The organism is Streptomyces sp. CWNU-52B (assembly GCF_047444975.1).
Classification (GTDB): Bacteria; Actinomycetota; Actinomycetes; order Streptomycetales; family Streptomycetaceae; genus Streptomyces.
Genome location: NZ_JBLFJV010000047.1, coordinates 50681 through 63768 on the forward strand (window position 1 = coordinate 50681; position 13088 = coordinate 63768).

At 70.0% G+C, this 13088-nt stretch carries 13 protein-coding genes and 1 pseudogene; 6 read left to right on the forward strand and 8 right to left on the reverse strand.

Features of this window, described 5'->3' with window-relative positions; translation table 11 throughout:
• Positions 1-281 precede the first annotated feature (281 nt).
• A pseudogene (locus ACLVWQ_RS31490) lies at positions 282-470 on the forward strand (hypothetical protein); the annotation flags it as partial.
• Positions 471-845: 375 nt separating this feature from the next.
• On the opposite strand, the gene ACLVWQ_RS31495 reads toward ACLVWQ_RS31490, so the two are convergent.
• Entirely contained in the window at positions 846-1385 is a 540-nt protein-coding gene (locus ACLVWQ_RS31495; protein WP_414112636.1) for a GNAT family N-acetyltransferase, read from the reverse strand.
• A gap of 67 nt (positions 1386-1452) precedes the next feature.
• Positions 1453-2475 carry a GNAT family N-acetyltransferase gene (locus ACLVWQ_RS31500; protein WP_414112824.1) on the reverse strand — a complete coding sequence of 341 codons (1023 nt, stop codon included), beginning with the start codon at positions 2473-2475 and terminating at the stop codon, positions 1453-1455.
• A gap of 149 nt (positions 2476-2624) precedes the next feature.
• Here ACLVWQ_RS31500 and ACLVWQ_RS31505 point away from each other — a divergent pair, with 149 nt between their 5' ends.
• A complete protein-coding gene (locus tag ACLVWQ_RS31505; protein ID WP_414112637.1) occupies positions 2625-4013 on the forward strand; it encodes a serine hydrolase domain-containing protein in 1389 nt (462 codons plus the stop codon).
• A gap of 175 nt (positions 4014-4188) precedes the next feature.
• On the opposite strand, the gene ACLVWQ_RS31510 is transcribed toward ACLVWQ_RS31505, so the two are convergent.
• Both ACLVWQ_RS31510 and ACLVWQ_RS31515 read right to left on the reverse strand, forming a co-directional pair.
• Complete coding sequence (locus ACLVWQ_RS31510; RefSeq protein ID WP_414112638.1) at positions 4189-4641, reverse strand: N-acetyltransferase family protein; 453 nt, start codon at positions 4639-4641, stop codon at positions 4189-4191.
• A gap of 110 nt (positions 4642-4751) precedes the next feature.
• Positions 4752-5216 carry a MarR family winged helix-turn-helix transcriptional regulator gene (locus tag ACLVWQ_RS31515; RefSeq protein WP_414112639.1) on the reverse strand — a complete coding sequence of 155 codons (465 nt, stop codon included), beginning with the start codon at positions 5214-5216 and terminating at the stop codon, positions 4752-4754.
• A gap of 141 nt (positions 5217-5357) precedes the next feature.
• On the opposite strand from ACLVWQ_RS31515, the gene ACLVWQ_RS31520 reads away from it, so the two are divergent.
• Positions 5358-6620 (forward strand): MFS transporter, encoded by a 1263-nt coding sequence (locus tag ACLVWQ_RS31520; protein WP_414112640.1) that lies wholly within the window; start codon positions 5358-5360, stop codon positions 6618-6620.
• Between the two features lie 31 nt (positions 6621-6651).
• Positions 6652-7071: a GlcG/HbpS family heme-binding protein gene (locus tag ACLVWQ_RS31525; RefSeq protein ID WP_414112641.1), complete on the forward strand. Its 420-nt coding sequence runs from the start codon at positions 6652-6654 to the stop codon at positions 7069-7071.
• A 66-nt stretch (positions 7072-7137) separates the two neighbouring features.
• On the opposite strand, the gene ACLVWQ_RS31530 is transcribed toward ACLVWQ_RS31525, so the two are convergent.
• Positions 7138-8004: a GNAT family N-acetyltransferase gene (locus ACLVWQ_RS31530; protein ID WP_414112642.1), complete on the reverse strand. Its 867-nt coding sequence runs from the start codon at positions 8002-8004 to the stop codon at positions 7138-7140.
• A 5-nt stretch (positions 8005-8009) separates the two neighbouring features.
• Positions 8010-8546 (reverse strand): DUF2269 family protein, encoded by a 537-nt coding sequence (locus ACLVWQ_RS31535; protein ID WP_414112643.1) that lies wholly within the window; start codon positions 8544-8546, stop codon positions 8010-8012.
• A gap of 76 nt (positions 8547-8622) precedes the next feature.
• On the opposite strand from ACLVWQ_RS31535, the gene ACLVWQ_RS31540 reads away from it, so the two are divergent.
• Together ACLVWQ_RS31540 and ACLVWQ_RS31545 are read left to right on the forward strand one after the other, a co-directional pair.
• On the forward strand, positions 8623-9255 hold the full coding sequence (locus ACLVWQ_RS31540; protein WP_414112644.1) for an HAD family hydrolase: 633 nt from the start codon (positions 8623-8625) through the stop codon (positions 9253-9255).
• 394 nt (positions 9256-9649) lie between these two features.
• Positions 9650-11392 (forward strand): globin domain-containing protein, encoded by a 1743-nt coding sequence (locus tag ACLVWQ_RS31545; protein ID WP_414112645.1) that lies wholly within the window; start codon positions 9650-9652, stop codon positions 11390-11392.
• A 100-nt stretch (positions 11393-11492) separates the two neighbouring features.
• Here ACLVWQ_RS31545 and ACLVWQ_RS31550 read toward each other — a convergent pair whose 3' ends face one another.
• Entirely contained in the window at positions 11493-11975 is a 483-nt protein-coding gene (locus ACLVWQ_RS31550) for an NUDIX domain-containing protein (protein ID WP_414112646.1), read from the reverse strand.
• A gap of 106 nt (positions 11976-12081) precedes the next feature.
• Positions 12082-12987 (reverse strand): LysR family transcriptional regulator, encoded by a 906-nt coding sequence (locus ACLVWQ_RS31555; RefSeq protein ID WP_414112647.1) that lies wholly within the window; start codon positions 12985-12987, stop codon positions 12082-12084.
• Positions 12988-13088: the final 101 nt, after the last annotated feature.

Sequence of the window (13088 nt, forward strand, 5' to 3'; positions counted from 1 at the left end):
CCTCGCCACCAAGCCAGAGACGGTTGCCTTCAGCCTGAGCCTCGGGTCCCCGGTCAACCACCTCACCCGCAATGCGCTCACCGAGTACGGCCGAGTGGTTGAGGTCTGCGCAGGTGAGTTCAAAGTAGGTGGAACTCAAGCGCCGGGGCGCGCTGCATGCTGAGGACGAAGGTTGCCAGGTCAGGGGGTAGCGGGACCATCGGCCGTAAAAGCAACGGATATCCCCGACCTGCGGCTCAGCCCTTAGCGTTGCTTTTTCGGCGAGAACTACTGGGACCCCGTCTGTCGGAACCGGCGAACAGATCTGGGGTCTGCTCGATGTCCTTCCCGACACCTTCGACATGATCCCGGAGGCTCTGGACACGGCATCCAAGAAGGGCATCGTTAACCGCATCGAGCACGCGGTGACCGTGCGCGAGTGGATGGAACGGATGGCTGACGGACAGTCTGGGGAAACGACATCGCTCTGAGACAGCAGCGGGCCGACACGTCGTGAGACTGAAGGGAAACGTCCTGGTCATAGCGGCGGCGCCTGACACCGAAAGTGAGAACCTACAGCTGTAGTTCCCCTCTTCGGGTAGAGGGCCTCCCCGGTCGTCGTCTCCGCTGCCGACGCGGACAGGACCCCGGCGTTCGGCGGTCAGTAGGGCTGCCTCGGAAAGCGTGGGGCGGTGGTTCGATGGCTGTCCTCGGTCGGCGAAGCCGTGGGCGCGGCGATTTACGTGGTGATGGAACAGAGGTGGCGCCGGGCATGTGTGCCGGCGGCACGTCGTGGTCGCTCGCGCGTCGATGGGCCGATACTTCCCGGCGGGTTCCGTCGCGAAGGCAGCGGTTCCGTCAGGAACTCAACCGGACAGCGTGACCGGGGACCACATGCCGAGCCACTGCTCGGCGCCCCAGGCCTCGAACCGCTCCACTTCGGTGAACCCCAGCTTTGCCGCAAGGCGCATCGAGCCGATGTTGGCGGTCTGGGTGGCAAGCGTCACTGGCTCGCCGGGACACACGTCGGAGAGCCAGGCGAGTGCCGCCGCGCATGCCTCGGCGGCGTACCCGTATCCCCACGCCCGCGGCAGGAACAGGTAGCCGAGATCGACCTTCCCTGCGGCAGCCGGGCGACGGTGCCCGGCCGCCCTCCTGAGCAGGATCTGGCCGATCATTGCCCCGTCGAGATCGACGACGAAGCTCCCGGGCCACCGCTCGGGCACCTCGGGCGTCTCGCGCTCCAACTCGTCACGTGGCCGAGTGCCGCCGAGGTAGGTGTGCACCTCTGGCGAAGCGAGTAGTTCGATGAACGCCGCACGGTCCCGGGCCTCGGGCTCACGGAGCACGAGCCTCTCGGTCCTGATCGGCTCAGGCGGCCAAGCCACGCGTCCCAGATCGTCCATCCGCGCACGCTACAGGTGGTCAAACCAACCGAACGGGAATGCTCGACCACACGTTCTGCTCAGCGGATCAGAAGGGCAGGCCGCGCAGGTCCACACCGATGGTGGGATGAGGCCGGTCGGCCAGGTCGTAGACCATGGTGGTCAGCGGCGAGGTCCGCGTGCCGTCGGGCTGCCGGAAGGTGACGGGCACGGAGAGCCGGCTCCATCCCAGCCGCGTACAGAACGGAACCAGTTCCGGGCGGCACAGCAGGATCACCGTCTCGGCGCCGGCCGCTCTTGCGTGTTCGACCGCCACGCTGATGACCGTCCGGGCGATGCCCTGCCCCCGACAGGCGGGGTGCACCAGCACACTGCCCAGTCCCGCGGCGCGGCGCGGCAGTCCGTCGAAGGCCGTGTCCCGCAGCAGCCATCCGACGGAAGCCACCGGTCGGCCTCCGGAGACAGCCGTGAGGGTGTGCTGCTCGTCGGCCCGCACCAGGCCGAGCCCGTCCACTCCGAAGGGGTCGAGCAGGCCATCGCGCAGTGCGGCTCTGTCTTCAGGAGAGTCGGGGCCCGGCGCATGGATCAGCTGGAGGTTCGCCCCACCGTCGTTCACCACGTCCTTCGCAGTTGCCGTGGACGCGGGGTCGAACCGGTAGCGCAGACAACGAAGGCCGCTGGACTGGACAGTTCCGTCCGCCTGGGCGCCAAGGCGGCGCAGTACCGCGATCGAGGCGGAATTGCCGGGCAGGACGAACGCGAAAAGCGCCGGGAGCGAGAGGCGGCGAAACGCCAGGTCCAGGCATGCACGCCCTGCCTCGCCGGCGATCCCACGGCCTTGGGCTCGTGGGTGCACGGCGAAACCGAGGTCGACTCCGTACCGGGCGCGATTGCGCAGTCCCACCCGGCCGAGAAAGGCGTGCGTTGCGGCATCCCTGACCGCGAAGTCGCCGTAGCCGTGTCTGGTCCAGTGGGCAACGTGGTCGTCGCACATGGCCTCGGCTGCGGATCGGCTGTCCGCCCGGCCGGTCGCCAGCCATCGCATGACGCTGTCCTGACCGACCACAGCCTCGAAGAGATCACCGCTGTCCCCGCGGCGGATCGGCTCCATCACGAGCCTCTGGGTACGCAGAACGGGTCCACTTGACGGGGCCACTCAGCGACTCCTCTCGCCCGCTGATGGTAAATCAGGTGGTGGGAACCTACAGCCCGGTGCTGAATGCGCTCGACGCGGGGCGTCGAGGCAGGTGGACTGGGGCCATGACGACGACACCTGCACAAGCGTTGCTTCCCGCCACGCGCCGAGCCCTGCTGCACACCATCGCCACCGCTCAGGCGGAGGGGCGGGCGCCGTCGTTGGTCGCGGCGGTGGTGCGGGGCGGGGAGACGGTGTGGCACGGGTCGCGCACCTCGGTGGACGGGCACGGACCCGACGAGAACGTGCAGTACCGCATCGGTTCGATCACCAAGACGTTCACCGCGGTCCTGGTCTTGCGGCTGCGCGACGAGGGCGTGCTCGACCTGGGTGATCCGCTGGAGAAGCATCTTCCCGGTACGGGCGCGGGGGAGGCGACCATCGCCGGGCTCCTCGCGCACACCGGCGGGCTGGCCGCAGAGTCGCCTGGCCCCTGGTGGGAACGCACCCCCGGATCACTGCGCCCCGAACTCGCCGACGTCCTGGGCGAACAGCCGCACCGGCATCCGGTCGGCAGGCGGTTCCACTACTCGAACCCCGGCTACACGTTGCTGGGCGCGCTGGTCGAGGAATTGCGGGGCGCACCCTGGGAGGAGGTCCTGCGCGGCGAAGTGCTCGAACCGCTGGGACTGCGCCGGACGAGCGGACAGCCGCAGGCACCTCACGCGGGCGGCTGGGCCGTGCACCCCTGGGCGGACGTCATGCTCCCCGAACCCGCCGAGGATCTGGGGCGGATGGCGCCGGCCGGTCAGCTCTGGTCGACCAGCGGCGATCTGGCGCGCTTCGCGGTGTTCCTCGCCCGGGGCGACGACCGGGTGCTGAGCGCGGAGTCCGTACGGGAGATGCGTACGCCCGCCGCACCGGCCGAGCCCGAGGAGGTGGCCGCCGGTGCCGCCTACGGGTTCGGTATGCAGATCCAGCACCGCGACGGCAGGACCCTGGTGGGACACGGTGGCTCCCTCCCGGGGTTCGTCGCCGGGCTGATGATCGGCGTCGAGGACGACGTGGCAGCCGTCGTGCTCGCCAACTGCACCTCGGGCCCGCCGGTGTCGACGGTCGCCGCCGAGCTCGTACGCATCGTCGCCGAGGCCGAGCCGCGGATTCCCGAGCCGTGGCGTCCCCTGCCCGAAGTCGACCGGGCTGTACTGGAGTTGGCCGGGCCCTGGTACTGGGGGACGCACTCTTTCGCGCTGCGTCTCACGGCCGGTGGGGACGTCACGCTCGGGCCCCTGTCGGGCCACGGCCGGCGCTCTCGCTTTCGATCCGGAGCCGACGGGACCTGGACCGGGCTCGACGGCTACTACGCCGGGGAGGTTCTACGGGCCGTGGAGGGCCCCGACGGGGTGGTGAGCCACCTGGACCTCGGCTCGTTCGTGTTCACCCGGCAGCCGTACGGCCAGGGCGCTCCGGTGCCGGGTGGCGTGGACCCCGAGGGCTGGCGCGGGATCAAGTAGCCGCGTTCCCGGTTCCTGGAAACGGCACGTGGTGTCGCCACGCGGTGTGGCCGTGTGGTGCGGCGTGTTGTGCGGCGTGCTGTGCCCGGTGTGTCGAGGGGTGCCCTGTTTCACGTGAAACATGCCCCCCTCGACACCCCCTGCGACCCCCGGAACGTCGTCGGCGAGGCGCACTTCAGAGCTGCAGCTTGAATCCGACATGCGATGCCGTGAAGCCGAGACGCTCGTAGAACCGGTGAGCGTCCGTCCGGGTGACGTCGGAGGTCAGCTGCACCAACTGGCAGCCCTCGCTCCGGGAACGCTCCACGGCCCACTCGATGAAGCGGGTGCCCAGACCGCTGCCCCGCTCGTCGGCGTGGACGCGTACGGCTTCGATGATCGAGCGGGTCGCTCCCTTGCGGGCCAGCCCGGGAACGATCGTGAGCTGGAGGGTGCCGACGACACGGCCCTCGCGCACGGCGACGACCAGGTGCTGGTTCGGATCCTTGCTGAGGCGATCCAGCGCGGTCAGATACGGGGTCAGATCCTCCGGTGACTCGCGCTGCGAGCCCAGCGGGTCGTCGGCCAGCATCGCGACGATCGCCGGGACGTCGTCCGCGCCCGCGGGGCGTATCTCAAGATCTTCCATGCCGACAGCCTAGTGACGACGGACAGCGCGGGCGGAAGCGGCTTACGCGCGTATTCGGACGCACGCGTTCAGTCGTGTGCGTCCAGTCGCGCGCGTTCACGCGGGCATGTCTATGCGGGCGCGGGGACGCTCGCCGACTCCACGACGCGAACCAGCGGGGCCAGTTCGGGGCTCTTCGCCGCCTCGTCCAGCGCTTCGCGCAGCGCGGCGTCGTTGGTGGGCCGTGCTGCCTCCAGGAGCGTGAGCCCCGCCTCGCTGACGTTCGTGTAGATGCCACGGCGGTCGGTGGGGCACAGGTAGCGCGAGAGCAGGCCGCGGTCCTCGAGCCGGGTCACCAGGCGGGTGGTGGCGCTCTGGCTGAGGACGACCGCGTCGGCGACCTGCTTCATCTGCAGATGCCCGCCGTCGCCGTCGTGCTGGCGGCTGAGGACGTCGAGGAGCGAGTACTCGCGCACGCTCAGGCCGTGCCGGCTCTGCAGGGCCCGCTCGATGTGCGCCTCGATCCTCCCGTGCAGCAGGGAGAGGGCGCACCAGCCCTGGGCGAGAGCGGTGAGTGCGGGGTCCGTCGCTGTCATGGCATTTCCTCCGTCCCGGAGCGGCTGACACCCAGGATAGGGCACACCCGCAATATCCTGCGCTTGCACTTAACCCGCGTCTGCAACTATTGTGAACGCACGTAAAGCGCTCCTGCAACCTTCTGGGAAGGTCTCCCCCTCATGCCTCTCGCGCTTCTGGCCCTCGCGATCGGGGCCTTCGGGATCGGCACCACCGAGTTCGTGATCATGGGCTTGCTGCCCGAGGTCGCGGGCGACTTCGGTGTCTCCATCCCCACCGCGGGCTTCCTCGTGACCGGCTACGCGCTCGGAGTCATGTTCGGCGCGCCCCTCATGACCGTCCTCGGCACCAAGGTGTCCCGCAAACGGATGCTGATGCTGCTGATGGGACTGTTCGTCGTCGGCAACCTGCTCTCCGCCGTCGCACCCACGTTCGCCGTCATGCTGATCGGACGCGTGGTCGCCTCACTCGCGCACGGCGCCTTCTTCGGCATCGGCTCGGTCGTCGCCGCCGATCTCGTCGCGCCGGACAAGAAGGCGGGTGCCATCGCGATGATGTTCACCGGCCTGACCGTCGCCAACGTCGTCGGCGTACCGCTGGGCACCCTCATCGGACAGTCCGCCGGCTGGCGCGTGACCTTCACGGTCGTCGCCGCACTGGGCGTCCTCGGCCTGCTGGGCATCGCCAGGCTGGTGCCCGACCTGCCCAAGCAGGAAGGCGTGCGACTCCGTCACGAACTGGCCGCCTTCAAGAACGTCCAGGTCCTGCTCGCCATGGCGATGACCGTCCTGGGCTTCGGGGGAGTCTTCGCGGCGATCACCTACATCGCGCCGATGATGACGCATGTCACCGGCTACGCCGACGGCTCGGTCACCTGGCTGCTCGTCCTCTTCGGCCTCGGGATGGTCGGCGGCAACCTCGTCGGCGGCAGATTCGCCGACCGCGCCCTGATGCCGATGCTGTACGTGTCACTGGGCGCCCTCGCCGTCGTACTCGCCCTGTTCACCCTCACCGCGCACAACAAGATCGCGGCGGCCGTCACCATCACGCTGATCGGCGCCCTCGGCTTCGCCACCGTTCCGCCGCTGCAGAAGCGGGTGCTCGACCAGGCGCACGGCGCCCCGACGCTCGCCTCCGCCGTGAACATCGGCGCCTTCAACCTCGGCAACGCCCTCTCGGCCTGGCTCGGTGGCGTCGTGATCGCGGCCGGCATGGGCTACACCGCACCCAACTGGGTCGGCGCCGTCCTCGCCGCCGGGGCTCTGCTGCTCGCCGTCCTGTCGGCCGCTCTGGAGCGCCGCGCCGGATCGGCCGTCCCGGTCTCGGCACACCCACTCTCGGCCGACCCGGCCGCGGTCACCCCGGTCGTGGCCGCCCCGGAGCCGGAGCAGGCCATGACACAGCCGTCCGTCGTCCACCACTGAGCCGTACCACCTCGCAAGGAGAGAACCCCTCATGAGCATCACCACGGTCACCCCGCTGACCATCCAGGACGCCGAGGCCCTCGTCACGGCCGCCCGTCGTGCCGCGGAAGCCGACGAGGTCACGGTCAGCGTCACGGTCCTCGACGCGGGCGGCCACCTGCTCGCCTTCCGACGGGACGACCGAGCGGTGCTGATCTCGGGCGAGACCAGCACCCGCAAGGCCTACACGGCGCTACAGCTCGACACCCCCACCGCGGACCTCGTCGAAGCCGTCCAGCCCGGCGGCCTCTTCCACAGCCTGCCGACCGCGCTCGACCGCCCGCTCCTGTTCATCGCGGGCGGTGTCCCGGTCCACCGCGACGGCCGCCTCATCGGCGCGATCGGAGTCGGCGGCGGCGCACCGGAGCAGGACCACGCCTTCGCCACCACCGCGGTGAAGGCTCTCGCCTAGGAAGTGCCTAGGAGTGCCCTGGAAATGCCCAGAGGTACTGCCCCGCTCATGCCGTGGCCGGTTGGCTCAGCCCGCGGCCACGGTGAGCGGAGCGAACCGCCGCCTCCAGTCGCCGGGCAACTCCCCGATTCCGTACGTCATGACCGCGTTGAAACTCAGGGAGTCGAGCCCGCGCTCCTTCACCCACCCCAGCAACTCCTCGTGCCGTACGTCGATGTCGGTGCGCAGGGGGAGGTCGGTGCCGGAGGCCAGCGAGCCGATGAGCGCCTTCGCCGTCTCGGTGTCCCGTGCGATCAGCGGGCCCACGACCTGGTTGTCCAGGTTGGGCCAGGCGGCCGCGTATCCGATGATCCGGCCGTTCTCCTCGGCGACGCGCAACTGGTCGCAGAAGGCGGGAAGCCGCGTGATCATGTGGGTCCGGTCCGTGCCGAAGACCTCTTCGTCGAGGCGGAGGATCGCGGCGAGATCCCCCGCCGTGGCCGGACGCGTGGCGACCTCGGGTTCCGGGCCGCGAGGGCTGAAGCGGCCGCGGACCATCTCGGCCCGTCCGACGGTCTTGAAGCCGAGTTCCTCGTAGAGCGGGCGTCCGTACGGCGTGGCGTGCAGGGTCACCGGGGTGCTCCCCAGCTCGGCCACGACATGGCGCATGAGCCGGCGTCCGATGCCCTGGCGGGCGTGCTGCTCGGCGACCAGCACCATGCCGATCGCCGCAAGATCGGGCCGGTCCTGGGGCCCGTACGCGGTCACGACGCAGCCGGTGACGAGACCTCCGCCGGGGTCGTCGATACCGAAGCCCGTGCCGGCCGCGAGCAGCAGACCCCACTTGTGTTCCTCACGGGGCCAGCCCCGGTTCTCGGAGAGGTCGGCGCAGGCGGAGAGATCGCGAAGCGTCAGACGGCGAATGGGCAGCGCGGCGGGGGAAAGAGTCGACACGCAGGTCAGGCTGTCCGACGGGCGGTCGCGGCGTCCACCGGTTTGCGGCCGGCCGCACGCATCCTTTGCCCTCGCCGGGTCAGTCCCCAGGGCTTGACGACAGAGATCACCGTCATGAACAGATACGCGGACAGCGAGACGATCGGCCCGAACAGGACATCGCCGGAATCGGGCAGCGGCCCGCCGGCCGATACCGCGGTAACCGCGGAGCCGACTCCGGGGCGCAGGGCGAAAACGGTCGCCGTGACCGTGGCCAGGGTCAGCCAGAACTTGGTGTAGACCCACCGGTGCCTCGCCAGCCCCCAGGGCGTACCCAGGGACAGCACCAGACCGCTGAGGAGCGTGAGGAACGCCAGGGGCAGCAGGAGCCAGTCGGTGAAGGTCTTCATGGCGCGGACGGAGGCTTCGACGGTTTCCGCGGACCCGGTGGTGGCCGCGGTGATTCCCAGGGCGAGCAGCCCGAGCGTGAGCCCGAGCCAGCACGCGGACGCGGCTACATGGACGACGAGGGTGGCCCGGCGTGCGGGGCGGTTTAGTTTCACGTGAAACACCGTGCCGTGTGCGAGCGGCTGAGGCGTCTGACAGCGGGAGTAACCCCGCCTACTAACCTCGGCGTACATGGCGAGACTTCATCTTTTCGATCTGGACGGGACGCTGCTGCACGGCTCGTCGGCGCCTGTGGAGATATCCCGGCAACTCGGCCTGGAGGCCGAGGCCGTGGCGCTCGACGAGGCGATCGGCGCGGGGCTCATCGGCCCACCGGAGTACGCGACGCGGGTGCGTGCCCTCTGGGCGGACCTCACCGAGGCTCATGTGGCGGCGGCCTTCACGGGCGCGCCGTGGCTGGCGGGCATCGAGGAGGTCTGGGCGCGGATCAGGGAGAGCGGTGACTACTGCGCCGTCGTCTCGCTCTCTCCGTCGTTCTTCGTGGAGAGGCTGACCGTGTGGGGCGCGCACGCGGCGTACGGATCACGCTTCCCCGCGGTGCCGTTCACCGAGCCGGTGGATCCGGCAGGGGTGCTGAGCGCGGCGGCCAAGGTGGGGATCGCGGACCGGCTCTGCGAAGAGTTCGGAGTGGGGCGGGCCGACTGCGTCGCGTACGGCGACTCGATGTCCGACAGAGACCTGTTCGGGGTGGTGCCGGTGTCCGTCGCGGTCAATGCGGACCGGCATCTGGCGGGCCTGGCCACCCACTCCTATGTGGGGCGGGATCTACGGGATGCTTATGAATTGGTGTGCCCCGCCCGGTAATTGAAAGAATTACTGGGACGTCCCCCGCTCAATTCCTGACGTAAGGAAGCGGGGACTTGTGTGGCGGACCGCGGCCGGTATGGTCGACTCCGGTTCGTGTTCGGTGAGGTGTCCGCACATCCCGTCGGGACGAACGCAGGGCAATGCAGCCTAACGGGACAGAGAGATCGAAGACCGCATTTCCGGTTACGTGACCGGGCTGTTCGCGGGGTGGGATGCTGAGACGGCGGTAGTGCGGTCGTTGTCATGCGCCCTGCCCACTTGTTCGCAGAGTGTGTGATGAAGCGGTTCGACGTGGCCGCATCGGCCGACAGGACGGAACGGGGCGAAGTAAGCAGTCTGCGGGGGAAAGCAGGCATCTTCCGATCGAGGAGGTGCGCAGACCGACCGAAAGATGTTCGAGGCGAGGCACAGCATGGACGCTCCGACCACCACGTCGGCCGACAACGGCACTTCAGGGGGTGGCGGCGGAGGCGGCTGGTTCACACCGCACACGCCGCCTGAGCCGCCCGCGGGCGGCACGCAGGAGGCGACCGAGGGGCGGCGCCTGGCTGCGCTACGGCCCGTCGGCAGGTCCTCGACGGGAGGCGGCGGTCCGGCACCGCGGCGAATACCCCCGGACGTGGAGCCCGAATCGAAGGCCGGCCGATCCGACACCGGATCCACCCACTCGAGCAGCCGCCCCGAGAGTTCCCCCGACGGCGGTTCGCCCGACGGAGGCTCCGCCCAGGCCGGTGCCGGCGCCGTCAGGCCCGTACCGGCCGGTGTTCTCGGTGAGAGGGCCGTCCACGGCGGCCCCGCGGTGTCCGCGCCGAGGGCCCATGAAGCGATGCCGCCCGCTCCGGCACAGCCCGGGGCGCCCGCTCCGCCTCCATCCGCCTCGCCCTCACCGGGCCACGAGCGTCCGCGCCCCGACCAGCGGTCCGCCTCCCCATCGGCACAGGCCCCCCACCAGGTCTCCGCCCCCGCACGGCCCGCACCTGCTCAGCCCGCTGCCGCGCGCCCGGCTCCCACGCGGCCGGCCTCCCCCGACGCCATCCTGATCCGCCGCACCATGGACGAGGTGGAACCTGTCGCGGACAAGGTCACCTCGTACTTCTACGCGTTGCTCTTCGTGCGCCATCCGGATCTGCGTCCCATGTTCCCGGCCGCGATGGACGCCCAGCGCGACCGACTGCTCAAGGCCTTACTGACCGCGGCCGAGCACATCGACAACGCCGAGATCCTGGTCGCGTATCTGGAGAACCTCGGCCGTGGCCACCGTAAGTACGGCACGCGCCCCGAGCACTACCCGGCCGTCGGGGAGTGCCTCCTCGGCGCGCTCAGCCGGTTCGCCGAGACGGTCTGGAACCAGGAGACGGAGGCGGCCTGGGTCAGGGCGTACACGAAGATCTCGCAGATCATGATCGACGCCGCGGCCGCGGACGAACTGCGCGCCCCGGCCTGGTGGTACGCCGAGGTGATCTCGCACGACCTGAGGACCCCGGACGTCGCCGTCGTCACGGTCCGCCCGGATCAGCCCTACCCCTTCCTCGCCGGGCAGTACACGAGCCTGGAGACCCCTTGGTGGCCGCGTGTCTGGCGGCACTACTCGTTCGCCTCGGCGCCCCGGTCCGACGGGCTGCTGTCGTTCCACGTGAAGGCGGTTCCGGCGGGCTGGGTCTCCAGCTCGCTGGTGCACCGGGCCCGCCCCGGCGACATCCTCAGGCTCGGCCCGCCGGCCGGCTCGATGACCGTCGACCACACCACCGACAGCGGACTGCTCTGCCTGGGCGGCGGCACCGGCATCGCCCCGATCAAGGCACTGGTCGAGGACGTCGCCGAGCACGGCCTGCGGCGCCCGGTCGAGGTCTTCTACGGTGCTCGCACCGATCAGGACCTGTACGACATCGACACCATGCTCCGGCTCCAGCAGAGCCACTCCTGGCTCTCGGTGCGTCCGATCGTCGACCAGCTCGCACACCTCCAGCTCCCTGACGCGATACGCGAGTTCGGTCCGTGGGACGAGTACGACGCCTATCTCTCGGGCCCGCCCGGCATGATCCGGAACGGTGTGGACGCCCTCCGGGACATCGGCATCCCGTCGGAACGGATCCGCCACGACTCGGTGGAGGACCTGGTCGCGACCCGGGACTGACCCGCGACCGGGAGGGCTCGGGAAGGGAAAACCCCGGACCGACCGGCGCCGACCCGGGGCGGCGCCTCGCAGGGAGGCGCGCCCCGACAGGGCCGAGCCGTCACCCCAGGTCGGGTGCCTGCATCGCCCGTACGCCCTCGATGTTCCCGTCGAGATAGTGCCGCAGCGACAGCGGTACGAGGTGGACGGAGGCGATGCCCACCCGGGTGAAGGGGATCCGCACGATCTCGTAGTCGCCGCAGGGCTCCTCGATCTCGGGGCCATGGCGCAGCGAGGGGTCCATGGACTCCAGGCGGCAGACGAAGAAGTGCTGCACCTTCACACCGGTCGAGCTGCTGTCCTCGCCGATGTGCTCCACGGTGTCGACGAAACAGGGCACGACATCGGTGACCTTGGCGCCGAGTTCCTCGTGCACCTCGCGATGGAGCGCGTCGACGACAGTGGTGTCCTCCGGCTCGACCCCGCCACCGGGCGTCAGCCAGTAGGGATCGACGCCCGGCTTGGTCCGTTTGATCAGGATCAGGTCGTCGCCGTCCAGCAGGACGGCCCGGGCGGTGCGCTTGACCACGGGTCGGTCGGTCATGGGAGGAATGTGGCCCGGTTGGTTCCACGTGAAACATGGCGGTCGTGACGAGCCGGCGCATGGCGGTCCCGACCGGGCCGGGTGTCCTGCCCGTCCGGCGTCCTCGTCACGACCAGTCGGTGGCGGCGCGCATCAGCCACTCGTGCGCCCGCGCGATGTGCGGCATGGCCAGGGTGCCCGTGCGCACCACCAGGAAGTAGGTGCGCAGCGGGGGCACCGCGGGTTCGGTCAGGGCCACCACGTCGCCCCGCGCCAGGGCCGTTCCGCACAGATAGCGCGGCAGTACCGCCAGTCCCGCGCCGGTGGTGGCGCAGGCGAGCACCGCGCGCAGGTCGGGAACGATGACGGTGCCCGATGCGGCGGGCAGGGTGTCGAAGACGGAAGCCCAGTAACGGGCGATGAACGGCAGCGACTCGTGCACCTCCACCACGGGCAGGTTCTCCAGTGCGGGCGCCCCCTCGCGCCGTAACTGCCCGGCGTCGATACGGGGGACCCAGCGCGGGGCGGCGACCAGTACGTGCTCCTCGTCGCAGAGCGGAGTCGCGGTGAGCAGCGCACCCCGGGGGCGAGCCGTGCTGATGGCCAGATCATGATGCCCGGCGGCGAGCCCTTCCAGCGTCTCCTCCGCGTTGCCGAAGGAGGCCCGCAGCGCGAAGCCATGGCCGTCGTCACCGATCAGCTCGGTGAGCGCGGGCAGCGCCCGTTCGGCGGTGAACTCCGGCGGACCGGTGAGGTGGAGCGTGCGCACGGAGGAGTCGGCGTCGAGGCCGGTCTCGGCGATCTCCACGAGGGCGTCGAGATGGGGAGCGGCCTTGTGGGCGAGCTCGTCGCCGATGGTGGTGGGGGTCACCCCGCGGGCCTGGCGCAGGAACAGGGGCCGGCCCAGCTGCCGTTCGAGCGTGCGGATCTGTGAGGTGACGGCCGGCTGGGAGAGACCGAGCAGGGCGGCGGCGCGGGTGAAGGAGCCGGCCCGGTGCACGGTCACGAAGGTCCGCAGCAGGGCCAGGTCCATGGCGTCCCTTCCTTCTCCGGCTCCCCCGGAAAGCCCCAACTATAAATATGTCGATAGGCCCCTGTCGCTACTGTGATTGGACACTGACACACAGTCAACTA

Excerpts from the sequence above, each read along its gene's own strand:
- ACLVWQ_RS31555 (WP_414112647.1), bottom strand. The coding sequence starts at position 12,987 with ATGGACCTGGCCCTGCTGCGGACCTTCGTGACCGTGCACCGGGCCGGC.
- ACLVWQ_RS31500 (WP_414112824.1), bottom strand. The coding sequence starts at position 2,475 with ATGGAGCCGATCCGCCGCGGGGACAGCGGTGATCTCTTCGAGGCTGTG.
- ACLVWQ_RS31495 (WP_414112636.1), bottom strand. The coding sequence starts at position 1,385 with ATGGACGATCTGGGACGCGTGGCTTGGCCGCCTGAGCCGATCAGGACC.
- ACLVWQ_RS31505 (WP_414112637.1), top strand. The coding sequence starts at position 2,625 with ATGACGACGACACCTGCACAAGCGTTGCTTCCCGCCACGCGCCGAGCC.
- ACLVWQ_RS31525 (WP_414112641.1), top strand. The coding sequence starts at position 6,652 with ATGAGCATCACCACGGTCACCCCGCTGACCATCCAGGACGCCGAGGCC.
- ACLVWQ_RS31520 (WP_414112640.1), top strand. The coding sequence starts at position 5,358 with ATGCCTCTCGCGCTTCTGGCCCTCGCGATCGGGGCCTTCGGGATCGGC.
- ACLVWQ_RS31510 (WP_414112638.1), bottom strand. The coding sequence starts at position 4,641 with ATGGAAGATCTTGAGATACGCCCCGCGGGCGCGGACGACGTCCCGGCG.
- ACLVWQ_RS31545 (WP_414112645.1), top strand. The coding sequence starts at position 9,650 with ATGTTCGAGGCGAGGCACAGCATGGACGCTCCGACCACCACGTCGGCC.
- ACLVWQ_RS31550 (WP_414112646.1), bottom strand. The coding sequence starts at position 11,975 with ATGACCGACCGACCCGTGGTCAAGCGCACCGCCCGGGCCGTCCTGCTG.
- ACLVWQ_RS31515 (WP_414112639.1), bottom strand. The coding sequence starts at position 5,216 with ATGACAGCGACGGACCCCGCACTCACCGCTCTCGCCCAGGGCTGGTGC.
- ACLVWQ_RS31540 (WP_414112644.1), top strand. The coding sequence starts at position 8,623 with ATGGCGAGACTTCATCTTTTCGATCTGGACGGGACGCTGCTGCACGGC.